The 22794-nt window shown below is 73.9% G+C and carries 21 protein-coding genes; 11 read left to right on the top strand and 10 right to left on the bottom strand.

Annotation, left to right across the window (positions count from 1 at the left end):
- Both ETD83_RS05050 and ETD83_RS05055 read right to left on the bottom strand, forming a co-directional pair.
- Positions 1 to 1452 carry a carotenoid oxygenase family protein gene (locus ETD83_RS05050; protein ID WP_138643860.1) on the bottom strand — a complete coding sequence of 484 codons (1452 nt, stop codon included), beginning with the start codon at positions 1450 to 1452 and terminating at the stop codon, positions 1 to 3.
- Positions 1453 to 1490: 38 nt separating this feature from the next.
- A complete protein-coding gene (locus ETD83_RS05055) occupies positions 1491 to 2123 on the bottom strand; it encodes a TetR/AcrR family transcriptional regulator (RefSeq protein WP_138643861.1) in 633 nt (210 codons plus the stop codon).
- 178 nt (positions 2124 to 2301) lie between these two features.
- Here ETD83_RS05055 and hpnC point away from each other — a divergent pair, with 178 nt between their 5' ends.
- Genes hpnC through hpnH form a run of 6 tightly spaced genes read left to right on the top strand, consistent with a single transcriptional unit; the run spans position 2302 to position 9370 of the window.
- Positions 2302 to 3231 carry a squalene synthase HpnC gene (gene hpnC / locus ETD83_RS05060; RefSeq protein ID WP_230420690.1) on the top strand — a complete coding sequence of 310 codons (930 nt, stop codon included), beginning with the start codon at positions 2302 to 2304 and terminating at the stop codon, positions 3229 to 3231.
- Complete coding sequence (locus ETD83_RS05065) at positions 3228 to 4145, top strand: phytoene/squalene synthase family protein (protein ID WP_138643862.1); 918 nt, start codon at positions 3228 to 3230, stop codon at positions 4143 to 4145. Before hpnC ends, ETD83_RS05065 begins: the two co-directional genes overlap by 4 nt.
- Positions 4142 to 5485 carry a hydroxysqualene dehydroxylase HpnE gene (hpnE, locus tag ETD83_RS05070; RefSeq protein ID WP_138643863.1) on the top strand — a complete coding sequence of 448 codons (1344 nt, stop codon included), beginning with the start codon at positions 4142 to 4144 and terminating at the stop codon, positions 5483 to 5485. The genes ETD83_RS05065 and hpnE overlap by 4 nt, the downstream gene beginning before the upstream one ends.
- Positions 5482 to 6492, top strand: a complete 1011-nt coding sequence (locus ETD83_RS05075) for a polyprenyl synthetase family protein (protein WP_138643864.1) — start codon at positions 5482 to 5484, stop codon at positions 6490 to 6492. The genes hpnE and ETD83_RS05075 overlap by 4 nt, the downstream gene beginning before the upstream one ends.
- On the top strand, positions 6492 to 8363 hold the full coding sequence (gene shc, locus ETD83_RS05080; protein WP_138643865.1) for a squalene--hopene cyclase: 1872 nt from the start codon (positions 6492 to 6494) through the stop codon (positions 8361 to 8363). Before ETD83_RS05075 ends, shc begins: the two co-directional genes overlap by 1 nt.
- 2 nt (positions 8364 to 8365) lie before the next feature.
- Positions 8366 to 9370 (top strand): adenosyl-hopene transferase HpnH, encoded by a 1005-nt coding sequence (gene hpnH, locus ETD83_RS05085; protein ID WP_138643866.1) that lies wholly within the window; start codon positions 8366 to 8368, stop codon positions 9368 to 9370.
- Here hpnH and ETD83_RS05090 read toward each other — a convergent pair whose 3' ends face one another.
- On the bottom strand, positions 9371 to 11353 hold the full coding sequence (locus tag ETD83_RS05090; RefSeq protein WP_171064021.1) for a bifunctional phosphatase PAP2/O-acyltransferase family protein: 1983 nt from the start codon (positions 11351 to 11353) through the stop codon (positions 9371 to 9373).
- 146 nt (positions 11354 to 11499) lie between these two features.
- Here ETD83_RS05090 and ETD83_RS05095 point away from each other — a divergent pair, with 146 nt between their 5' ends.
- Together ETD83_RS05095 and ETD83_RS05100 are read left to right on the top strand one after the other, a co-directional pair.
- Complete coding sequence (locus tag ETD83_RS05095) at positions 11500 to 12162, top strand: PadR family transcriptional regulator (RefSeq protein ID WP_138643868.1); 663 nt, start codon at positions 11500 to 11502, stop codon at positions 12160 to 12162.
- A gap of 1 nt (position 12163) precedes the next feature.
- Positions 12164 to 12652 carry a DUF1707 SHOCT-like domain-containing protein gene (locus ETD83_RS05100; protein ID WP_138643869.1) on the top strand — a complete coding sequence of 163 codons (489 nt, stop codon included), beginning with the start codon at positions 12164 to 12166 and terminating at the stop codon, positions 12650 to 12652.
- Between the two features lie 8 nt (positions 12653 to 12660).
- Here the strand turns inward: ETD83_RS05100 and ETD83_RS05105 are convergent, their stop codons facing one another.
- The gene (locus tag ETD83_RS05105) at positions 12661 to 13305 is read right to left on the bottom strand and encodes a response regulator (protein WP_138643870.1); all 645 of its coding nucleotides are present in this window, start codon (positions 13303 to 13305) and stop codon (positions 12661 to 12663) included.
- On the bottom strand, positions 13302 to 14594 hold the full coding sequence (locus tag ETD83_RS05110) for a sensor histidine kinase (RefSeq protein WP_230420694.1): 1293 nt from the start codon (positions 14592 to 14594) through the stop codon (positions 13302 to 13304). The genes ETD83_RS05105 and ETD83_RS05110 overlap by 4 nt, the downstream gene beginning before the upstream one ends.
- Before the next feature lie 145 nt (positions 14595 to 14739).
- Here ETD83_RS05110 and ETD83_RS05115 point away from each other — a divergent pair, with 145 nt between their 5' ends.
- Complete coding sequence (locus ETD83_RS05115) at positions 14740 to 17280, top strand: ABC transporter permease (protein ID WP_171064022.1); 2541 nt, start codon at positions 14740 to 14742, stop codon at positions 17278 to 17280.
- 13 nt (positions 17281 to 17293) lie between these two features.
- Here the strand turns inward: ETD83_RS05115 and ETD83_RS05120 are convergent, their stop codons facing one another.
- Positions 17294 to 18220, bottom strand: coding sequence for a LysR family transcriptional regulator (locus ETD83_RS05120; RefSeq protein WP_230420691.1), 927 nt, complete (start codon positions 18218 to 18220; stop codon positions 17294 to 17296).
- Between the two features lie 73 nt (positions 18221 to 18293).
- On the opposite strand from ETD83_RS05120, the gene ETD83_RS42245 reads away from it, so the two are divergent.
- Positions 18294 to 18467: a hypothetical protein gene (locus ETD83_RS42245; protein WP_171064023.1), complete on the top strand. Its 174-nt coding sequence runs from the start codon at positions 18294 to 18296 to the stop codon at positions 18465 to 18467.
- On the opposite strand, the gene ETD83_RS05125 is transcribed toward ETD83_RS42245, so the two are convergent.
- Genes ETD83_RS05125 through edd form a run of 4 tightly spaced genes read right to left on the bottom strand, consistent with a single transcriptional unit; the run spans position 18448 to position 22303 of the window.
- Positions 18448 to 18837 (bottom strand): PPOX class F420-dependent oxidoreductase, encoded by a 390-nt coding sequence (locus tag ETD83_RS05125; protein ID WP_138643872.1) that lies wholly within the window; start codon positions 18835 to 18837, stop codon positions 18448 to 18450. The genes ETD83_RS42245 and ETD83_RS05125 overlap by 20 nt on opposite strands.
- A 36-nt stretch (positions 18838 to 18873) precedes the next feature.
- The gene (gene eda, locus ETD83_RS05130; RefSeq protein WP_138643873.1) at positions 18874 to 19500 is read right to left on the bottom strand and encodes a bifunctional 4-hydroxy-2-oxoglutarate aldolase/2-dehydro-3-deoxy-phosphogluconate aldolase; all 627 of its coding nucleotides are present in this window, start codon (positions 19498 to 19500) and stop codon (positions 18874 to 18876) included.
- Positions 19497 to 20495 carry a glucokinase gene (gene glk / locus ETD83_RS05135; protein WP_138643874.1) on the bottom strand — a complete coding sequence of 333 codons (999 nt, stop codon included), beginning with the start codon at positions 20493 to 20495 and terminating at the stop codon, positions 19497 to 19499. Before glk ends, eda begins: the two co-directional genes overlap by 4 nt.
- A complete protein-coding gene (gene edd / locus ETD83_RS05140) occupies positions 20492 to 22303 on the bottom strand; it encodes a phosphogluconate dehydratase (protein WP_138643875.1) in 1812 nt (603 codons plus the stop codon). Before edd ends, glk begins: the two co-directional genes overlap by 4 nt.
- 150 nt (positions 22304 to 22453) lie before the next feature.
- On the opposite strand from edd, the gene ETD83_RS05145 reads away from it, so the two are divergent.
- Positions 22454 to 22794 (top strand): winged helix-turn-helix transcriptional regulator (locus ETD83_RS05145; RefSeq protein WP_138643876.1); only part of this gene is annotated, 341 nt, incomplete at its 3' end.

Here is a 22794-nt window from a genome sequence, read left to right on the forward strand (position 1 = left end):
TCAGGCGGCATCAGGAGCCCAGGTCCCGTGGAACCCGAGCGGCACGCGGACCGGAAGATGGACGGTGGCGACGGGCTCCCCGGCGAAGTCCTGCGAGGCGATGATGACCAGATCGGTGCCCTGCCGCTCAGGGTCGAAGGTCAGGGCCATCAAATAGCCATCATCCTCAGCGGAGAAAGAACCGGACGGCACGAAGACCGCCTCCCCCACACCGGACCCGGCCGGGAAGAGCCGGGTCTCTGACGACCCGTCCACGTAGTCGTGCTTCATCAGGGCTTCGCCCGCCTGGTTCTGGACGACGGCCTCCGCGGTCACCGTGTACCCGTACCGGTGTGGCCGCGTGAGGAGCCGCTCGTCCACCCGAGGGAACTCCTGGGCGCGGTCGTCGACCGTCTCCTGGCGGACGCTCCCTCTCACGGGATCGATCGTCCAGCGGTCCAGGGTCGGCGGCGGGTTGCCCTCCAGCCGCCCGCCGTGCATGAAGCTGGGGAAGGAGACGAGGTCCACGACCACACGATCACCATCATCGTAGGAGCCGGAGCCGGAGCCGGAGCCGGAGTCGTAGGCGTTGAGCGTGTGGAAGACCCAGCAGGGCGGAATGTCGATCCACCGGATGTCTTCGGCGCCACCATCGCGCGACATCAAGCCGACCCGGGCGGGATGCTTGGGGTTCCACGCGTACGGCAGGGACAGCCCCTCCTCGGCCAACCGCATGGAGAACGTGATGGGCAGGTCGTAGATGACGACGTACTTCTGCGTCAGCGCGAAGTCATGCACCATCGGGGAGTCTGCGACGGGGATCTCCACCGACCGGACGATCCGCCCGTCCGTGCTCAGGACGGTGTATTCCAGGTGCTCCCAGCCGAAGAAGTATCCGATGGCGTGGAGTTCGCCGGTGTCGGGGTCCTTCTTGGTGTGCGCCGTGTAGCCGCCCTTGAGGGTGCCGCCGAAGTCGCAGGGGCCGAGCGTGCGGAGTTCGTGGTCGAGCCGGTAGGGCCTCGACCCGCCCTCTATGAGCGCGTACGTCTCTCCGGCGTGTTCGATGACATGGGTGTTGGGCGATTGGTCGAACCCTTCGACGAGAGGCCCCCCGGCCCACGGTTCGCCGAGCCGTTCCACAACGTCCCGTGAGCGGACCCAGCGGTTGCGGTACCACTCGGCGCGGCCGTCGCGGAGCCGGATTCCGTGGACCATCCCGTCGCCGGTGAACCAGTGGTAGGACGCGTCTTCGTCCGGGCCGTCCGGGCCGTCCGGGCCGTCCGGGCCGACCGGGCCGTCCGGGCCGACCGGGCCGTCCGGGCCGACCGGGCCGAGCGGGTTCGGGCCGATGCGCAGGTAGCGGCCGCGCAGGCCGGACGGGATGCGTCCGGTGACGGGCAGGTCGTGGGCGGTGACCTCCTCGGTGACGGGCGCGAGGAGCCCCTGCAAGTAGGGATTCTTGAAGGTCGTCATGGTGACCTCACTTCGGAACTACTGGGAACTACTCGGAACTACTTGGGTGACGATGCGTCGACGAAGAAGCCGGACGACACGCCGCGCATGAAGGCGTCGAGGACGGCCTCGGCGTCGTCCAGATGGCCGCCGAGTTCGAGGCTGACGAAGCCGTGGATTCCGGACCAGAACGACGCCGCCACGTGGCCCGGGTCGGCGTCGATGAGGAGGCCGGCGGCGGCGCAGGCGGCCACGGCGTTCTCCAGGACCGCGTAGGCGGAGGCGGCCTTGTCCATGGCCTCCTCGCCGGGCTGGAACCCGGGGACGGTCTCGCCGAACATCAGCCCGTAGTAGTTGCGTTCGGCGAGCGCGTTGGCCCGGTAGGCGCGGCCGAGTTCCCGCACGTAGTCGCGCGGGTCAGGGTGGGGCGGGACGGCGGCCAGCCGCTCGCGGAACCGTTCGAAGCCCTCGATGTAGAGCGCCTCGGTGAGGCCGGTCTTGCCGCCGAACATCCGGTACAGGACGGTGGTCGAGCAGCCGGCCTCCGCGGCGATGCGGCGGAGCGCGAGGGCCTGCGACCCCTCGGCGGCCAGCAGGCGGCTGGCGGCGTCGAGGAGCGTTGTCCGGATCGCCCGGTCGCCCTGCCTCTGGGCCAGCGCGTACGCGCTGGGAGCTGCGGTTCCTTCGCTCATCGACCCTCGCAGTAACAACGTTTTCAAGCAATAACATTGTTATCGCACACCCCCGCTGGAAGGTCAACCTTCGGAGGGCCGGTGACTGTGGAACGGTTGCGCCCGGCCGCGCAGCGTTTCAAAAACTCCATACCTTGGCCAGAGTTTCTCTAGTGCCGGTCCGGTCGATCTCATAAAGGTGATCATTGAATCGCCCAGGAGCCACGACGGCCGGAGCGACGACGGCCGGGGCCGCGACGGCCGGAGCCGTGACGGCTGGAGCTTCGACGAGCACGATCGCACGCTGGACCGGCTCGCCGCGCGGGAGAACTTCCCGGTCGCGACGCGGCTGCTGCCCGCCCGGCACCGCGCCGGGCTGCTGGCCGTCTACGGTTTCGCGCGGCTCGTCGACGACGTCGGCGACGAGGCGCCGCGGGAGCAGCGGGCCAAGCTGCTCGGTCTCGTGGACGACGACCTCGACCGCGTGTTCGCCGGACGGACGCCGAACCTGCCGCAGTTACGGAGGCTGGCCCCGGCCGTCCACGCGCACCGGCTCCCGGAGGAGCCGTTCCGCGATCTCGTCCGGGCGAACCGGCGGGACCAGGCCGTCCACCGGTACGAGACGTTCGGCGAGCTGACGGAGTACTGCGCCCTGTCGGCCGCGCCGGTGGGACGGATCGTCCTGCGCCTGTTCCGGGCGCACAGGCCCGGGCTGGTGGCGGCGTCGGACGACGTCTGCACAGCGCTGCAGATCATCGAGCACTGCCAGGACGCCGGGGAGGACTACCGGGCCGGGCGGATCTACCTGCCCGGCGAGGACCTCCGCCGGTTCGGCTGCGCGGAGGACGACCTCGCCCGCCCGGTGACGCCGACGCGGCTGCGCGGTGTCCTCGCGCTGGAGGCCGCCCGCGCCCGCGACCTGCTGGACGGCGGCGCCGCGCCGCTGCTGGCGGGCCTGACGGGCTGGGCGCGGGTCGCCGTGGCGGGCTACGTGGCGGGCGGACGTGCCGCGCTCACCGCGCTGGAGCGCGGCCGTTACGACGTGCTCGCGCGGCGCCTGCGCCCGCGGCGGCCCACGTTGCTGACCGGATGGGCACGAGCCCTCGGAACGGAAAGGGGGAGGCGATGACGGTTTCGGAGACGTGCGAGCGTTCCGGCCAGGTCGTCGAGGCGTATCGGCACTGCGAGCGGGTGGTGCGCGAGGAGGCCCGCAACTTCTCCTACGGGATCCGGCTGATGCCGGTCCCGAAGCGGCGGGCGATGAGCGCGATCTACGCGTTCGCGCGCGGCATCGACGACATCGGGGACGGCCCCGACCCGGCGTGCGTGCGTCTCGACCTGCTCGACCGGTCGCGGCGGCGCCTGGCGACGGTGCAGGACGTGCTGCGCCGGCGGGCGGACGTCCAGGCCCTGGAGGGCCATCCGGTGCTGACGGCGCTGGTGGACGCGGCGGGCCGCTACCCGATCCCGCTGGACGCGTTCGCCGAGCTGATCGACGGCTGCGAGGACGACGTCCGCGGCGCCGACTACAAGACGTTCGACGACCTGCTGCGCTACTGCCAGCGGGTGGCGGGGACGGTCGGCCGGCTGTCGCTCGGGGTGTTCGGCGGGGAGGGCCGCCTGCGCGCCGAAGGACTGGCCGACTCGCTCGGCGTCGCGCTGCAGCTCACGAACATCCTCCGCGACCTGCGCGAAGACCGCATCGCGGGCCGGATCTACATCCCCACCGAAGACCTGGAGCGCTTCGGCTGCACCCTCAACCTGGACGACGCCGGCAAGTTCGTCGACCCGCCGTGGCGGCTGAACGAGCTGGTCGGCTTCCAGGCGGAGCGGGCACGCGCCTGGTACGCCGAGGGCCTGCGGCTGCTGCCGCTGCTGGACCGCCGCAGCGCCGCGTGCACGGCCGCGATGGCGGGCATTTATCGCCGCCTCCTGGAGAACATCGCGGCGCGCCCGTCGCAAGCGCTCAGCACACGCGTGTCCCTGCCGACGTGGCAGAAGGCGGTCGTGGCGGCCCGTGCCCTCTCGGGGGTGGAGCGATGAGCGTGGTCATCGTGGGCGGCGGGCTCGCGGGCATCAGCGCCGCGATCGCGCTGCAGGAGTCGGGCGTCCCGGTGACGCTCGTGGAGTCCAGGCCGTGGCTGGGCGGCGCCACGCATTCGTTCGGACGCGGCGACCTGTGCGTCGACAACGGCCAGCACGTCTTCCTACGGTGCTGCTCGGCGTATCAGGGGCTGCTGCGCAGGCTGCGCGCCGAGCACCTGGTGGACGTGCAGGATCGCTTCGACGTCCCCGTCCTCCGACCAGGGGCACGACCAGCCAGGCTGAGGCGCTCGAACCTGCCGAGCCCGCTGCATCTGCTGCCCGCGCTGGCCGGATACGCGCCGCTCCCCGCCATGGACCGGCTCCGCGCGATCCGCGCGGCGGCGGGGATCCGGAGGCTCGACCCGGCCGACCCGGCGCTCGACGCCGTGCCGGCCGGGTCGTGGCTGGCGGAGCACGGGCAGCGGCCGTGGGCGCGGCAGGCGCTGTGGGGCCTGTTCCTGACGTCCGCGCTGAACGCCGAGGTGGACGACGCCGCGATGGGCCTGTCGGCGATGGTGTGCCGCCGGGCGCTGTTCGGGCGCGCGGACGCGGCCGACATCGGGCTGCCGCTCGTCCCGCTGGAGGAGCTGCACGGCGGCCCGGCGCTGCGGCGGATCGCGGAGATGGGCGGGACGGTCCGGCTCAAGGCGAAGGTGGAGGCGGTCACCACGGACCCGAAGGTGGTCGTGGACGGCGTCCCGGTGGCCGCCGACGCGGTGATCATGGCGGTGCCGCACGAGGCGGCGGCGCGGCTGCTGCCCGCGCAGGCGCTGCCGGACCCGCTGCGCTGGCACGAGCTGGACGCCAGCCCGATCGTGAACGTCCACGTCGTCTACGACCGGAAGGTGCTGGATCGCCCGTTCGCCGCCGCGGTCGGCTCGCCCGTCCAGTGGGTGTTCGACCGGACGGCGGTGAGCGGCCTGCGCCGCGGCCAGTACCTGGCGATCTCGCTGTCGGCCGCGGACCGCTGGATCGACATGCCGACCGCCGAGCTGCGCGCCCGGTTCGTGCCCGAGCTGCGGCGGCTGCTGCCGGCCGCGCGGGGCGCCGTCGTCCGGGACCTGTTCGTGACGCGCGAGCGGCGGGCGACGTTCCGGCAGTGTCCCGGCAGCGCGTCCGTCCGGCCCTCCGCGGCGACGCGGGCGCCGGGCCTGTTCCTTGCCGGGGCGTGGACCGACACGGGCTGGCCGGACACGATGGAGGGCGCGGTGCGGAGCGGTCTCACCGCCGCCCGCCTGGTCCGCCGCCACCTGGAACGCCCCCAAGACCGCCACATGGAGGGGGTGAGGAGCCGGTGACGACCGTTCCGGTCTCCTTGACCGATGTCCGCGAGCTGGTCGACGGGGCGCTGCGCGCCGCGGTCGGACGGCTCGATCCGCGCACCTACCGTGTCGCGGCCTACCACCTGGGCTGGACGGACGAAGAGGGCCGTCCGCGCAAGACCCCGGCCGGGAAAGCGCTCCGGCCGGCGCTCGCGCTGCTCTCCGCTCGCGCGGGCCTGGCTCCGCCAGAGAGCGCTCTACCGGGAGCGGTCGCGGTCGAACTGACCCATGCGTTCTCGCTTCTGCACGACGACATCATGGACGGCGACCGGACCCGCAGGCACCGTCCAGCAGCGTGGACGGTCTTCGGCGAAGCGTCAGCGATCCTGGCCGGTGACGCGCTCCTCGCGCTCGCCGTCGAGGTTCTGCTGGAGGCACCCGGGCAGGGGTCCGCGCGGGCGGCGCGCGCGCTGACCGCCACCACTCGCCGGCTCATCACCGGCCAGGCCCTCGACATGGACTTCGAGACCCGCAGGCAGATCAGCGTGGACGAGTGCCTGGCGATGGCGTCCGACAAGACCGCCGCGCTGCTGGCGTGCTCCTGCTCGATCGGGGCCGTCCTGGACGGGGCGCCGGAATCGCTGTCGGACGCGCTGGACGCGTTCGGCGCCGACCTCGGCATCGCGTTCCAGCTCGTGGACGATCTGCTCGGCATCTGGGGCGACCCGGCGACGACCGGCAAGCCCGCGCTGTCGGACCTGCGGTCCCGCAAGATGTCGCTGCCGATCGTCGCCGCGCTGAACGCCGACAGGCCGGAGGCCGCGCTGCTGGCCGAGCTGTACGCCCGCCCGGACCTCGCCGAGGACGACCTGGAGCAGGTCGCCGCGCTGGTGGAGGCGGCGGGCGGGCGCGCGTGGGCCGAGATGGAGGCGGAGAGCCGCATCCAGCGCGCCGCCGAGCACCTGGTCTCCGCGCGGCTGCCCGAGCCCGTCCGCGCCGAGTTCCTGCACATCGCCGACTTCGTCACTCGCAGGGATCATTGATGACAGCGGTGGAAAAGACGACCGGAACCCGGACGGCCGCCGACGCGGTGGAGGCCGCGAGCGAGCATCTGCTCCTGCTCCAGTCGCCGGAGGGCTGGTGGAAGGGCGAGCTGCAGACGAACGTCACGATGGACGCCGAGGACCTGCTCCTCCGCGAGTTCCTCGGCATCCGCGACGACGGCGACACCCGCGAGGCGGCCCGCTGGATCAGGTCGCAGCAGGCCGCGGACGGCACGTGGGCGAACTTCCACGACGGGCCGCCCGAGCTGTCCACGACCGTCGAGGCGTACGTGGCGCTGCGGCTCGCCGGGGATCTGCCCGGCGCCGACCACATGGCCCGCGCCGCCGCCTACATCCGCGGCCAGGGCGGCATTCCGGCGACGCGCGTGTTCACGCGTTTCTGGCTGGCGATGTTCGGCCGGTGGCCGTGGGACGAGCTGCCGGTGGTGCCGCCGGAGCTGATGTTCCTGCCGCGCTGGTTCCCGCTGAACGTCTACGACTTCGCGTGCTGGGCGCGGCAGACGATCGTCCCGCTGACGGTGGTGGCGGCGGTGCGCCCCGTCCGGCCGCTGCCGTTCACGCTGGACGAGCTGTACCCGGACTACGACGTCCCGCGTCAGGCCAAGAGGCGGACGGGCTGGGACGCGGCGTTCCAGGCGCTCGACAAGGCCCTCCACCTCTACGAACGCCGCCCGGCGAAGGCCGTGAGAAGGGCCGCGCTGCGCAGGGCGGCCGACTGGATCATCGCACGGCAGGAGCGCGACGGTTCGTGGGGCGGGATCCAGCCACCGTGGGTGTACTCCCTCCTAGCGCTGCACCTCCTCGGCTACGGCCTCGACCACCCCGTCATCCAGCGGGGCCTGGACGGCCTCGAACGCTTCACGATCCGCGACGACAAGGGACGGCGGCTCGAAGCGTGCCAGTCGCCCGTCTGGGACACCGTCCTCGCCATGAACGCGCTCGCCGACGCGGGCCTCCCCACCGGCCATCACGCCCTGGAACGGGCCGCCGAATGGGTGGTCCGCGAGGAGGTCAGGGGCCCCGGCGACTGGTCGGTGCGGCGCCCCGAGCTGCCCCCGGGAGGCTGGGCGTTCGAGTTCGACAACGACTGCTATCCCGACGTCGACGACACGGCGGAGGTGGTCATCGCGCTGAACCGCGTCCAGCATCCGCCGGCCGAGCCGGCGATCGAGCGGGGCGTCCGGTGGATGGCCGGGATGGTCTCGCGGGACGGCGGGTTCGGCGCGTTCGACGCCGACAACACCCGGACGCTGTGCCGCAGGCTGCCGTTCTGCGACTTCGGCGAGGTGATCGACCCGCCGTCCGCGGACGTCACCGCGCACGTGGTGGAGGCGATGGCGCACCGCGGCATGGCCGACTCGCTGCTGGTCAAGAGGGCCGTCGTCTGGCTGCTGAAGGCGCAGGAGCCGGACGGCTCGTGGTTCGGCCGCTGGGGCGCCAACCACGTGTACGGGACGGGCAGCGTCGTGCCCGCGCTGATCGCGGCGGGCGTGCGCCCCGAGAAGCCCGTGATCAGGGACGCGGTCGGCTGGCTGGAGCGCCACCAGCGCGACGACGGCGGCTGGGGCGAGGACCTGCGCTCCTACCGCGACCGGTCATGGGTCGGGCACGGGGCCTCGACCGCGTCGCAGACGGCGTGGGCGCTGCTCGCGCTGCTCGCCGCCGGTGAGCGCGGCGAGTCCGTGGAACGCGGCGTGCGCTGGCTGGTCGAGCGGCAGCGCCCGGACGGCACCTGGGACGAGGACCACTTCACCGGCACCGGCTTCCCCGGCGACTTCTACATCAACTACCACCTGTACCGCCTGGTGTTCCCCCTCAGCGCGCTGGGCCGCTACCTGAAGGGTTCGTAGACATGGCGATGCCACTGCGCCAGAGCCTGCGCATCGGCGGATACGTCCTGCGCAACAAGCTCCGCGGCCGGACGCGGTTCCCGCTGATCGTCGAGCTGGAGCCGCTGTACGCGTGCAACCTGGCGTGCGCGGGCTGCGGGAAGATCCAGCACCCGGCGGACGTGCTGAAGCAGCGGATGCCGGTCGAGCAGGCGGTCGCGGCGATCCGCGAGTGCGGGGCGCCGATGGTGTCGATCGCGGGCGGCGAGCCGCTGATGCACCCGCAGATCGGGGAGCTGGTCGCCGAGCTGGTCAGGATGAAGCGGTACGTGTTCCTGTGCACGAACGCGGCGCTGATCCCGAAGAAGATCGACCGGTTCGAGCCGTCCCGCTACTTCGCGTGGGCGGTGCACATCGACGGGCTGCGGGAGCGGCACGACGCGTCCGTCTGCAAGGAGGGCGTGTTCGACCAGGCGGTGGACGCGATCAGGCTCTGCCAGGAGCGCGGGTTCCGGGTCACCACGAACACGACGGTCTTCAACACCGACACCCCGCAGACGGTGATCGACGTCCTCGACTACCTCAACGACGACCTGCGCGTCGACCAGATGATGATCTCGCCCGCGTACGCGTACGAGAAGGCGCCCGACCAGGAGCACTTCCTCGGCGTGGAGGAGACGCGGGAGCTGTTCCGCAAGGCGTTCGCGGGCGGCCGGCGCCGCCGCTGGCGGTTCAACCACTCGCCGCTGTTCCTCGACTTCCTCGAGGGGAAGGCCGACTTCCCGTGCACGGCGTGGGCGATCCCGTCGTACTCGCTGAAGGGCTGGCAGCGGCCCTGCTACCTGATGGACGACGGCTACACCGCCACCTACCAGGAGCTTCTCGACACGACCGACTGGGACGCCTACGGGCGGGGGCGCGACGACCGCTGCGCGAACTGCATGGCGCACTGCGGCTACGAGCCGACCGCCGTGTTCGCGACGATGGGCTCCCTCAAGGAGTCGCTGCGCGCCGTGCGGAGCATCTGATCACTCTGGGCCGTCGCGGAGTTCCTCGATGACGTCGCGGACGGCGTCCATCAGCACGTCGGCGTCGTCCGCGAGGCCGGGGTCGAGCGAGAGGCCGAAGCACAGCTCGCGGTCGACGCCGAGCCCGGCGATCGCGAACGCCGTGCCGGGCGCGATCGGGACGATCGGGTACACGGCGGTGAGCGGGGCGCCCGCGAGCCGCAGCGTCTTGTCGGGGCCGGGAAGGCTCGACACGGTGCCCTGGAGGAAGCGGCCGCTGTAGGCCATCCGCGCGAACCGGGCGTGCAGCGGCGCGGGCATGAGGCGTCCGGCCTGCCACATCACGGTCCACGCGGCCTGCGCCCGCGTGCCGGACCGCAGCACCCGGCTCCGCTTGGAGATCAGCGCGAGCCGGTCGGTCTCGGACATCTTCCCGATCGGCAGGTCCACCATGACGGCGGTGGTGTGGTTGCCGACCATCGCGCTGCCGGGCGGCCGCATCATCAGCGGGACGGCGACGCGGCAGGTGCCGGGGCGCCCGTCCTCCTCGCTGACGACGCGGTTCAGCGCGCCCGCGACCGCGCACAGCACGACGTCGGTGACCCGCGCGCCGTAACGGCGCCCCACGTCCCGGACGGTCGCGAGCGGCAGGTGCATGGTGCTGAACCGCCGTTCGGACGTCCCAGCGGCGGGCAGCCGGTCGGGGGGCGCGACGTCCACCGCGAGCTGGCCAAGCCCGATCACGGTGGCGAGCGCCTTGCGGAACGGGCGGCGCGGGACGCGGCCGGTGAACGGCTCGGGCGGCGGGTCCATCAGGTAGACGGCCTGCGCCACGATGCCGACGCCGTCGGCGACCACGTGATGCATCAGGTAGACGACCGCCGTGCGGCCCGGTTCGGCGCCCTTCAGCGCGACCATGCGCCAGGGCGGCCGGTCGAGCGGCAGCGCCTGCGACTGGAGCTCGGCGACCGCGGCGCGCAGGCCGGGCATTCCGTCGACGCGCCGTTCGGTGACGTGCCAGTCCCAGTCGACGCGCCGGTTGTCGCGCCAGACGGGACGGCGCCAGCGGCCCCGCCGGACGAGCCGCTGCCGGAACCGGGGCAGCCCGCCGAGCCGCTCGCCGATCACGCGGACGAGGTCGTCGCGGCCGACGTCCTTCCGGGAGGTGTCCAGCATGATCACGCCGCCGGCCTGCTGCGGCGCCTCGGGCGTCTCCACCGCGAGGAAGAACGCGTCGGGGCCCTCGGCCCGCACGGGCGCCGGGCGGGCGATGCGCTCGGCGACGAACACGGCGGCGAACACGTACGGGACGGCGATGACCGCGTCGAGGATGTAGTGGTTCGCGGTGGCCAGGATGACGTACAGGGTGACGAGGACGTGCACGGCGTTCAGGACCTGCACCCAGCGCTTGGCGTTCACGCGGGCCAGCTCGACGCCGACCCACAGCGTCCAGCCCATGTGCAGGGACGGCACGGCGGCGAACTTGTCGGCGTGCTCGACCAGCGGCGACCCCCACGACCCCCAGGTGCGGCCCTGCATGACGGTGTCGATGAACCCGAGGTCGGGCATGAGCCGCGGCGGCATGACGGGATACAGCGCGAACGTCGCGAGGCCGCCGAGGTTGAGCAGGATGAAGGCGTTGCGGGCCGTCCGGTACCGCTCGGGATGCCGGATGAACAGCCAGACCAGCAGGGCCAGCGCGCTCGCGATATAGGTGATCGCGTACTCGTAGTTCGCCAGCACCCGCAGGACGGACTGGTTCGCGAGCCAGCCGTTGAGGCCGAGCTCGACGTCGAGGTGCAGCGCCTTCTCCAGATTGAAGATCGCCTCGCCGTGCGCGCGGGCGGTGGCCGTCCTGCCCCCCTCGGGGAGCCGTGTGACCAGGGCGTACAGCGCGAAGAGCAGCAGCCCGACCAGCAGCTCCCGGCGGACGCGCAGGCTGGGACCCTGCGCGTCCGGCGTGAACACCGCGTCCCTCGCGGTCACCGCTTCTTGTGTGCCCATCGTCCCCCTCATACGCCTGTTACCCACGTTTCCCGGCGATCAGACGACTTCGGGTCCGGGAACCATCTGGCGCAGCCGGACGTCTTCGATATATCGTTGTCGTATCGCGAGAGGTCATAGAGATCTCTCAGAAGGTGGTGCAGAACATGGGTCACATGCATGGCCGGGGCCCCTGGGGCGACTTTCCGTTCGGCGCCCTGTTCGGCGGCGGGCACGGCCACGGCCCCTTCCCGGGCCCGTGGGGCGGGCCCCGCCCGCCCTGGGCGCGGGGGCGCGGCGGGCCGTGGGGCCGGGGCGCCAAGGCGCGCAAGGGGAACGTCCGCGCGGCGATCCTCGTGCTGCTCGCCGAGGAGCCCCGCAACGGCTACCAGATCATCCAGGAGATCAACGAGCGCAGCGAGGGCGCGTGGAAGCCGTCCCCCGGCGCTGTCTACCCGGCGCTCCAGCAACTCGCGGACGAGGGCCTGATCGCGGGCGAGGAGGCCGGCGGGCGGCGGTCGTTCCACCTGACCGACGAGGGCCGCGCCTACGTCGAGGAGCACGCCGACCGGCTGGCCGAGCCGTGGGCCGAGATGACGCCCGAGTTCGGCGAGGGCGTCCCCGAGCTGTTCAAGCAGGCCGCGCAGACGGGCGCCGCGGTGATGCAGATCGTCCACTCCGGCTCGCCGGAGCAGGTCGAGCGGGCCAGGGACGTCCTGTCGGACACGCGGCGCGACCTCTACCGCATCCTGGCCGACGAAGACACCGACACCGGCGGAGACGGCCGCGACGACGACGCCGGGCCGACCGCCACGAGCACCGGGGAGTGACATGGGACGCCAGGATGAGATCCGCGTCGGCGACGCGGAGCGCGACGCGGTCATGCTCGCCCTGCACGACCATTTCGCCGCCGGACGCCTCGACCGCGGTGAGCTGGACGAGCGCCTCGACACCGTGCTGTCCGCCAAGACGCGCGGCGACCTGCGCGCGCTCGTCCGGGACCTGCCGGCCCCGACCGGGCTGGCCGAGCCGGAGAAGGCGGTGAAGGACGACGTCCCCTGGCAGCAGGGGGCGGCCGTCATGTTCGGCGGGCCGGGGCATCCGATGTCGCGGCACCACCACCACATGCGGCGCCATCACCACCGCCACGGGCCGCACTTCAAGGCGTTCCCGCTGATGCTCGCGGTGTTCCTGGTGCTGGCGTTCACGGTCGGGCCCGGCGCGGGTCTCCTCGCCGTCCTGCAGATCGCGCTGGCCGTCTGGGTCATCCGCGCCGTCGTGCTGGCGGTCGGGGTCCGCCGGTCCCGCACCCGCGCCTGACGGCGGGCTCAGCGCAGGCCCGCGTCGCGGGCGACGAGCCCCGCCTGGGTCCGGTTGGCGCAGCCCAGCTTGTCGAGCAGCCGGGAGACGTGGCCCTTCACGGTGGCCTCGCTGAGGTGGAGGCGTCCCGCGATCTGCGCGTTGGACAGGCCCTCGCCGAGGCAGGCCAGCACCTGCGTCTCCCGTCCGGTGAGGCCGCCGACGAGGGCCCGGGTCCGGTCGCGGTCGGACGCGCGGGCGTCCGCCGTGCCGAGCAGCCGCATGGTCGCGGCGGCCGACATCACGGTGTGCCCGTCGGCGGCGACCCGGACGAGCTTCACCAGGTCCTCCGGCGGCGTCGACTTCAGCAGGAAGCCCGCCGCGCCCGCCCGCAGCGCCCGGATCACGTACTCGTCGGCGTCGAACGTCGTCAGCGCGACCACGGCGGGCGGGGAGCGCAGCGCGGCGATCCGCTCGATCGCGGCGAGGCCGTCCACGCCCGGCATCCGCAGGTCCATGAGCACCACGTGCGGCCGGTACCGGACGACGGCCTCCACCCCGGCGGCCCCGTCGTGCGCCTCCCCGACCACCTCGACGTCGTCGGCCGCGCCGAGGATGGTGCGCAGGTGCGCGCACACCATCGGCTCGTCGTCCACCAGCAGGACCGTGATCACGGCTTGGCCACCGGGACGTAGGCGGGCAGGGACGCCTCGACGCTGAAGCCGTCCAGGTGCGGGCCGGCGGTGAACGTCCCGCCGATCAGCTCGACGCGTTCGCGCAGCCCGGCGAGGCCCATCCCGGACCCGCTGGCCGCCAGGTCCGCGTCGGGTTCGCGCGACGCGGCCGCGTTGCGGACGGTCAGCGTCACCCCGTCGGTGCGGTAGCGGACGTCCACGTGGACGGCGGCGCCCGGCGCGTGCTTGCGCGCGTTGGTCAGCGCCTCCTGGACGACCCGGTACGCGGTGCGTCCCACGGCGGGCGACGCGGGCGGCGGGTCGCCGTGCTCGGCCAGCTCGACCGGGACGCCGACCGCCGCCGACTCGGCGACCAGCACGGACAGGTCGGGCAGCGGACCGGAGTCGGCCGGGGGCGCCGCCGGCTGGTCGCGGCGCAGCAGGCCGATGACGTCGCGGAGCTCTTCGAGGGCCAGGCAGCCGGTGCCGCGCAGCTCCTCGGCGGCCTCGCGGGTCGGCTCGTCCGGCGCCCGGACGCGCAGCGCCCCCGCCTGCAGCACCATCAGCGTCACGCGGTGCGCGACGACGTCGTGCATCTCGGCGGCGAGCCGGGCGCGCTCCTCCGCGCGGGCCCGCTCGGCCAGCAGGTGCCGCTCGCGCTCGGCCCGCTCCGCGCGCTCGGTGAGCGCCTGGACCGCGCGGCGGCGGGCGGCCGCGTACATGCCGATCAGCGCCGCGACCGCCACGGCGAACACGCTGCGGAACTCGAGGGCCGCGATGCTGTCGGTCTCCTGCGCCGAGAACTGCCGCATGGCCGAGCCGGGCAGCACATCGCCGAGGGCGCCGACGGGAACGAGCAGCGCGGCGACGGGGAGCGCGCGGATCCAGACCGGGCGGGCGCCGTCGCGCGGGAACGCCATCGCCGCGTACGCGGCGAGCGGCGCGGTCGGCGTCCACCACACCGGCGGCCGGAGGGTGTGGTCGGCGTTCACCTGCAGGAGCGTCCCGGGCGCGGCCTGCTCGACGGCCCACACCAGGGCGGCGAGCGCGGCGGTGATCCACGCGACCGTCATCGGGGCGCGGCGCCGGAACGCCAGCGCCAGCGCGGGAACCAGGAACAGTGCGGCGGTCGCGCCGCCGTGCGGGCGGACGATCGTCCCGCCGTCCCCGCCCAGGCTCAGCGCCGCGCCGACCGCGACGACGAGAGCGTCGGCGGTCAGGTCACGGGACCGTCCGGGCGGGAGGAGCCGCGCGAGCGCGGGACGCGGCCCCGCCGGCAGGAAAGGCATGCGCACAGGAACACGGTACGCACCCGACGCGGCGTGCGACCCCTACGAAAGTCGCGTCCCGGAGGCTGTTCGCGGTCCGTTCGTAGGCGCGGACGCGACGATTCGCGCTGCCGGGAGGCGGCCCGTCCGGGCTGGAATCGGGCCCATGATGTACAAGCTCGTGCTCCGCGGCCTCGCCGCGCACCGTGCCCGCCTGCTGCTGTCGACGGTCGCGGTGGTGGCCGGTGTCGCGTTCGTCGCCGGAACGCTGATCTTCTCCGCCACGCTGGACCGCTCGTTCGACCGGGCCTTCGACGACCTGGGGCGGGGCACGGACGTCGTCGTCCGGACGGACCGGGCGTTCGAGGCGGGGCTCGGCGAGCGGGCTGCGGAGCGTCCCGTCCCCCGGTCGGTGCTGGCGGCCGTCCAAGGCGTGGACGGGGTGGAGAAGGCGCACGGCGTCGTCACCGGGTTCGCCGCCGTCGTCGACCGGCGCGGCACGATCGCCGGGGCGGAGCCGCAGCAAGGTGTGGCGTGGGACGGCGACCCCGACCTGTCGCTCCCCCGCCTCACGTCCGGGACGCCGCCCGCCGCGCCGGACGAGGTCGCCGTCGACGTCACGACCGCCGCCGGCGCCGGGTACCGCGTCGGCGACCGGGTCACGGTGGCGCTGACGTCGGGAACGCGCGCGTTCCGGCTGACGGGCCTGTTCGAGGTGGGCGACTCGGCGCTGAGCGGCCAGCTCTCGATGACGGCGTTCGCGCCGGAGACCGCGCAGCGCCTGCTGTCCGACCATCCCGGGACGTATGCGCGGATCGTCGTGCACGGGGACGACGGCGTCCCGCAGGAACGGCTCCGGGACGCGGTCGCGGCGGCTCTCCCGCCCGGTGTGGAGGCGATCACCGGGCGGGAGGCCGTCGACGAGCAGGCCGCGTCGTTCACGGAGATCCTCAAGATCCTGCGGACGTTCCTGCTGGTCTTCGCCGTGATCGCGGTGTTCGTCGGCTCCTTCATCATCTTCAACACGTTCGCGATGCTGGTGAGCGGGCGGGTGCGGGAGCTGGCGCTGCTGCGCGCGGTCGGGGCCTCGCGCGGGCAGGTGACGCGGTCGGTGCTCGGCGAGGCGGCCGGGGTCGGGCTCGCGGGCTCCACGCTGGGCCTGGCGGCGGGCGCGGCCGTCGCGGCCGGGCTGGCGCGGCTGATGACCGTCGTCACGGGCGGCGAGGAGCTGCCGTTCGGGACGCTGACCGTCCCGGCCTCGGCGGTGATCGCGTCCTACGGGGTGGGGACGGCCGTCACGCTGGCCGCCGCGTTCGTCCCGGCGCGGCGCGCGGCGCGGATCCCGCCGGTCGCCGCGCTCCGCGAGGGGAAGGCGGCGCCGCGCCCGCTGCGGGGACGGGCGGTGTGCGGCGGTGTCGCGCTCGCGGCGGGCGGCGGCCTGGTCGCGGCCGGTCTCGCGGCGGACGGGTCGACGGCGCTGACGCTCGCCGGGGCGGGCGCGATGGCGCTGTTCGCGGGGGTGGTCGTGGTGTCGCCGGTTCTCGTCCGTCCGGTGATCCGGGTGCTGGCCCGGCCCCTCGTCCGTGGCGGGACCGCGGGCCGGATGGGCGGGCGGAACGCGCTGCGCGACCCCCGGCAGACGGCGGCGACCGCGTCCGCGCTGATGATCGGGCTGGCGCTGATCGCGACGGTGTCGGTGATCGTCCAGTCGATGGCGTCGTCGGTGGACCGCCAGCTCGACGCGGGCCTCACCGCCGACTACCAGGTCACCGGGCGCAGCCAGATCACGCCGGTCGCGGCGGAGGCGGCGGGCGCGGTGGCGGGCGTGGACGGCGTGCGGTCGGCGATCCCGATCCGGACGGCGCGCTTCGAGCTGGACGGCTCCGTCCGGACGGCGGCGGCGGGCCCGCCGGGCGAACTGCTCGGCCATTTCCGCCTGCCGCTCCAGGAGGGGACGCCGTCCCCGCGCGGGGACGCGCTGCTGGTCGGCCGCAGCGTCGCGACGTCGCAGGGCTGGACGGTCGGCACCACGATCAAGGGCCGCTACCAGGACGGGACGCGCCGGACGTTCCGCGTCGCGGGGATCTACGCCGACCGGCCGTCGGTGACCCCGTCCGCCCCGTCCATGATCATCGACTGGGCGGGCTACCGGGCCCGCGATCCCGGCGCGCCCATCGACCGCATCGAAGTCGACGTCGCGAACACGGCCAGGGGCGCGCTGGAGGCGGCGCTCGCCCCGTGGCCCAACCTGGAGCTGAAGGACCGCGCCCAGGTGAAGGACGACGCCGCCGGGGACATCGGCCTGTTCCTCAACCTCGTCCTCGGCCTGCTGGTGCTGTCGGTCCTGGTGGCGGCGCTCGGCATCGTGAACACGCTCGCGCTCGCCGTCACCGAGCGGACGCGGGAGATCGGCATGCTCCGCGCCGTCGGGATGCAGCGCCGCCAGGTCCGCCGGATGATCCGGTACGAGGCGGTCGTGGTGTCGCTGTTCGGCGCGGCGGCCGGGGTCGGGACGGGCGTCGTCCTCGGGGTCGTGCTGCAGCGCGTGATGGCGGACGGGGACGGCGGCATGGAGGTCCTCGCCGTCCCGTACGGGCGGCTGGCGGTGTGCGTCGCGGCGGCCGCAGTGATCGGCGTCGTCGCCGCCGTATGGCCCGCGCGCCGCGCCGCCCGCATGAACATCCTGGAGGCGATCGCCACCGAATAGGCCGGGCGGCGGGTCAGGCGGCCATCCGGGTGCAGCGGTCGGGGACGGCGTCGTGCAGCGCGCCCAGGGCCCGGACGATCAGCGGGTGGTTCCGGCTCCCCCGCCGCACGCACGTCAGCACGCGCCGCTTCGGGACGCCGTCGCCGGTCAGCGGAATCCGGACGACCGGCTGGTCGGACGGCCCGCCCGCCAGCCGCGGCACGAGCGACACCCCGAGCCCGTTGGCGACCAGCGCCCAGATCACCGACCAGGTGGTGGCGTTGTGCGCGATCCGGGGCGTGAACCCGGCGGCGGCGCAGTACGTCATGACCTGCTGGTGGTGGGCGCAGCCGTCCGGCTGGACGCTGATCCACGCCTCGTCCGCCGCGTCCTCCAGGGAGACGCCGGTGCGGAGGGCGAGGGGGTGGCCGCCGGGGACGATCAGGTCGAGGGCCTCCTCCAGCAGCGGCTCCCGGTCGAAGCGCGGGTCGCCGGGCGGCGGCGCGTCCGGGGTGGGCTCGATGACGGCGATGTCGGTCTCGTCGGCGGCGAGCAGGCCCATGGCCTCGTCGGTGTCGCATTCGCGGATCTCGACGGCGAGGCCCGGGTCGTCCCGCCGCAGCGCGCCCGCGGCCGGGGCGATCAGCCCGCCGACCGCCGTCGTGAACCCGCACATGCGCAGCGGTCCCGTGACCCCGGCGCGATGCGACTCCAGGTCGGCGAGGGTCTCCTCCCACTTGGCGAGCAGCCCGTCGGCGTGCCCGATCAGCAGGTGCGCGGCCGGGGTCAGCTTCACCTTGCGGCCCTGCGGCTCCAGCAGCGGCACCTTGAGCTCCCGCGCCAGCTCGCGCAGGTGGTGCGAGACCGCCGACGGGGTGAGGTGCATCGCCTCCGCCGCCGACGTGACCGTCCCGAACTGGTGGACGAGCCGGAGCATGTGCAGCCGCCGCAGATCAATCATGAAACCATTTTGCATGATCCAGTGCGGAAATCTGAAATGGACGGAAACGTTCGCCCGGTTGCAGACTGGCGTCATGGATCAGCGGAACACGACCCTCTCCAGGCATCTGACCAGCGACGGCATCGTGGTCTGGACCCGCTGCGCGTGCGGCCGGCTCCGGATGGACCTCGTGCCCCTCGGCGGCGGGCGGGGCCTCGTCGCCGGTCCCTGCCCGCACTGCGCACGCGTCAGCGATCTTCCAGGGTGACCTCGTAGTGGAGCGTCCGGTAGTGCTTCATCCGGTGGAACAGCGGCACCGCGAACCCCTGCAGGAAGGGGTGCTTGCGGGCCAGCAGCCTGCGGATCGGCCGCGCCTCCTCCACCGTCAGCAGCCGGGCGCGGCCGTGCACCGCCGGGCCGGTGACCTTCCCCTTGCTGGTGCTCGGCGCGATCTCCACTTCGGGGTTGCGGGCCAGCCGCTTGGCCTTGAACGCCTTGTCGTAGGTGCGGAAGTAGGCGTGGTCGCCGCGCACGACGACGCTGACCGGCGTCCCGACCGGTGTCCCGTCCTTGCGGTAGGAGGTCAGCTGGACGGTCCGCTGCTTCTTCAGACTCTCAAGAGTCGGTGCTTCGTTCATGCCCATGAGACGGGGCCGCGGTGTCCGGATGTGACATCAGCCGGGGCGGAGCGCCGACGCGTCGGCGGCGAGCGTCCGGACGCGGTCCCAGTCGCCGTCGCGGACGGCGTCCGCGGGCGTGAGCCAGGACCCGCCGACGCAGCCGACGTTCTCCAGCGCGAGGTACTCGGCGGCGTTGCCCGGCCCGACGCCGCCGGTCGGGCAGAACCGGATCTGCGGCAGCGGCCCGTACAGCGACCTGAGACACGCGATCCCGCCCGCGGCCTCGGCGGGGAAGAACTTCATCGCCGTGACGCCGTCCTCCAGCAGCGCGATCGCCTCGGATGCGGTCGCGACGCCCGGCAGGAACGGCAGCCCGGACGCGACCATCGCCGCCTGGAGCCGGGGCGTGCAGCCGGGGCTGACCAGGAACCGGGCCCCGGCCGCGGCGGACCGCTCGGCGTCCTCCGGCCGGACGACCGTCCCCGCGCCGACGACCGCGTCCGGGACCTCGGCGGCGATCCGCGTGATCGCCGCCAGGGCGGCCGGGGTGCGCAGCGTCACCTCGATCACCGGGAGCCCGCCGCCGACCAGGGCGCGGGCCAGCGGGACGGCCGCGTCGGCGTCGTCCAGCACCACGACGGGGATGACGGGCGCGAGGTCGAACAGATCTGCGGCGATCATGCGGTCTCCAGCGGTTCCTTGTCGGGCAGGCTCTGCACAAGCCGCGTCGTGGCGCCGGTCAGGGCCGGGCCGGGGTGGACGATCAGCGCGGTGGGAATGCCGCGCAGGTAGTCCTCGACGGGAGGCTTCCCCTCGAAGCGGGCCCGGAACGCGCTGTCGCGGAGCACGTCCGCGATGCGCGGCAGGATCCCTCCGCCGAGGTAGACGCCGCCGCGCGCGCCGAGCGTCAGGGCGACGTTCCCGGCGAGCGACCCGAGCAGCGCGCAGAACATCCGCAGGGCCTCGTCGCAGCGGGGGTCGTCGCGGCGCTCGGTGATCTCCTCGGCGGTGAGCGTCCCGGCGGGTTCGCCGTCGATCTCCGCCAGGTACCGGTGGATGCGGACCAGGCCGCCGCCGGACAGCAGGTACTCGGCGTTCGCGGTGCCGCGTTCGGCGCGCAGCAGCCGCGCGACCTCGATCTCGCGGCCGGTCGCGGCCGGGACGTCGACCTGGCCGCCCTCGCCGGGCAGCGGCACCCAGCCGGACGGCGTCGGGACGAGCCCGGCCACGCCGAGCCCAGTGCCCGGCCCGACCACCGCGAGCGGCGCGCCGGTCTCCGCGGACTCCACGTCGCCGATCGGGACGAGGTCGTCCTCGCGGAGGCGCGGCAGGGCGAGGGCGAGGGCCTCGAAGTCGTTGATGACGTCCAGACGGGGCACGCCGAGGTGGGCGCGGACCGCCTCGGAGGTGCCCGTCCATCCCGCGTTCGTCAGGTGGTACGCCCCGCCCGTGACCGGCCCGGCCACCGCCAGGCACGCGGCGGACGGCCCGACGTCCGGCGCGTACCGGGCGAGGTAGGCGGCGGCCGCCTCGGCGAGACCGGCGTGGTCGCGGGTGGGCAGGGACCTCACGCGGGACGGGACGCCGTCCGGGCCGTCCACCAGCGCGAACCGGGCGTTCGTGCCACCGATGTCCCCGACCAGCCACGGGCCCTCGCCCGTGCCGACGGCGGTCACGCGAAGACTCCGGCGCCCTGCTCGGCCGGGCGGACGGCGGCGCGGAACGCCCCGAACAGCTCGCGGCCCGTCCCCCAGGTCTCATCGGGCGGCCCGGCGGCGGGCTCGCGGGCCTCGAACTCGTCGTCGGGGACGAGGACCTCCAGCGCCCCGCCGTCCGCGTCGAGCCGGACGACGTCGCCGTCGCGGACGCGGGCGAGCGGCCCGCCCGCCGCCGCCTCCGGCGACACGTGGATCGCGGCGGGCACCGCCCCGGAGGCCCCCGACATGCGTCCGTCCGTGACGAGCGCGACGCGGTGCCCCCGGTCCTGCAGGACGGACAGCGGCGGGGTCAGCCGGTGCAGCTCGGGCATCCCGTTGGCGCGCGGCCCCTGGTTGCGGACGACCGCGACCACGTCCCGGTCGAGCTCCCCGGCGGCGAACGCGTCCTGGAGCCGCTCCTGCGAGTCGAACACGCGGGCCGGGGCCTCGATCGTGCGGTTCTCGGGGCGCACCGCGGACACCTTGACCACCGCCCGGCCCAGGTTGCCGCGCACGGTGTGCAGGCCGCCGTGCGCGTCGAACGGCTCGGCGACGGGTCGCAGCACGTCCGTGTCGCCCGACGCGAGCGCCGCGTCCCGCCATTCGACCTTGCCGTCGGCGAGCTCGGGCGCCTTCCGGTACGCGGCGAGGGTGTCGCCGCCGACCGTCCTCGCGTCCTCGTGGAGGAGCCCGGCGTCGATCAGCTCCCCGATGAGGAACGCGGTGCCGCCCGCCGCGTGGAAGTGGTTCACATCGGCGGTCCCGTTCGGGTAGAGGCGGGTGAGCAGCGGCGTGACCTTGGACAGCTCGTCGAAGTCGTCCCAGGTCAGCTCGATGCCCGCCGCCGCGGCCATCGCGACCAGGTGGAGGGTGTGGTTGGTGGAGCCGCCCGTGGCGAGCAGCGCGACGACCCCGTTGACGAAGGCGCGCTCGTCCAGCAGCTCGCCGATCGGGAGGTAGCCGCCGGTCAGGCCGGTGAGCCGCAGGACGCGCCGTCCCGCCGCCTCGGTCAGGGCGTCCCGCAGCTTCGTGCCCGGCGGGACGAAGCTCGCCCCCGGCAGGTGCAGGCCCATGACCTCCATCAGGAGCTGGTTGGAGTTGGCCGTCCCGTAGAAGGTGCAGGTGCCGGGCGAGTGGTAGGACGCGGCCTCGGCGGCGAGGAGCTGCTCGCGCCCTGCCTCCCCGGCCGCGAACCGCTTGCGGACCTTCGCCTTCTCCGCGTTCGGCAGCCCGGACGCCATCGGCCCGGCGGGCACCAGGATCACCGGCAGATGCCCGAACGACAGCGCCCCGATCACCAGCCCCGGGACGATCTTGTCGCACACGCCGAGCAGCAGCGCGCCGTCGAACATGTCGTGCGACAGCGCGACCGCCGTGGCCATCGCCACCACGTCCCGGCTGAACAGCGACAGCTCCATCCCGGCGCGGCCCTGCGTGATGCCGTCGCACATCGCGGGCACACCGCCCGCGAACTGCGCCGTCCCGCCCGCCGCGCGGATCGCGGACTTGAGCAGGTCGGGGTAGTCCTTCAGCGGCTGGTGCGCGGACAGCATGTCGTTGTACGCCGACACGATCGCGATGTTGGGGGTGACGTCGCCCCTGAGCCACAGCTTGTCCTGGACGCCGCAGGCCGCGAAGCCGTGGGCGAGGTTCGCACAGCCCATGCCGCCGCGCACCGGCCCCTCCGTCCGGGCGTCCCGGACACGGCGCAGGTAGGCGGCGCGCGGTCCGGCGCTCCGCTCGGCGACGCGCCGGGTCACTTCCGCCAGCACGGGATGTACGGCCATAGGACGCTCCAGCTCCAGGGGGATCTCCAGGGAGTTCAAGCTACCGAGACATACGTAAGCCACACAACCCGACTTATGAACATCTAGATGCAAAAGTCTGGATCTTGCACTAACTGGACGTACCAAAGGGGCGCGTGCTTGACTGGCCGGATGCCGCGCCCCGTGACCCGCCCGTCCACCAGCGGGGACGTGCTCCGCCTGATCCGGGAGGACGGCGTCGCCACCCGCGCCGGCCTGGGCCGCATCACCGGGCTGTCCCGTCCCGCCGTGGCGGCCCGCGTCGCCGCGCTGATCTCCCGCGGCCTCGTGGTCGAGCGCGCGGACGGCCCGTCCACCGGCGGGCGCCCGCCGGCCCGCCTGGAGTTCAACGCCGCGGGCGGCGCCGTGCTCGTCGCGAACCTCGGCCAGTCCCGCGGCCAGCTCGCCGTGTGCGACCTCGCGGGCACGATCCTCGCCCGCGCCGACGCCCCCCCGGCCGAGGGCTCCCCCCG

Origin of the sequence: Actinomadura soli (genome assembly GCF_005889715.1) — a bacterium.
In the GTDB taxonomy this organism is placed as follows: Bacteria; Actinomycetota; Actinomycetes; order Streptosporangiales; family Streptosporangiaceae; genus Spirillospora; species Spirillospora soli.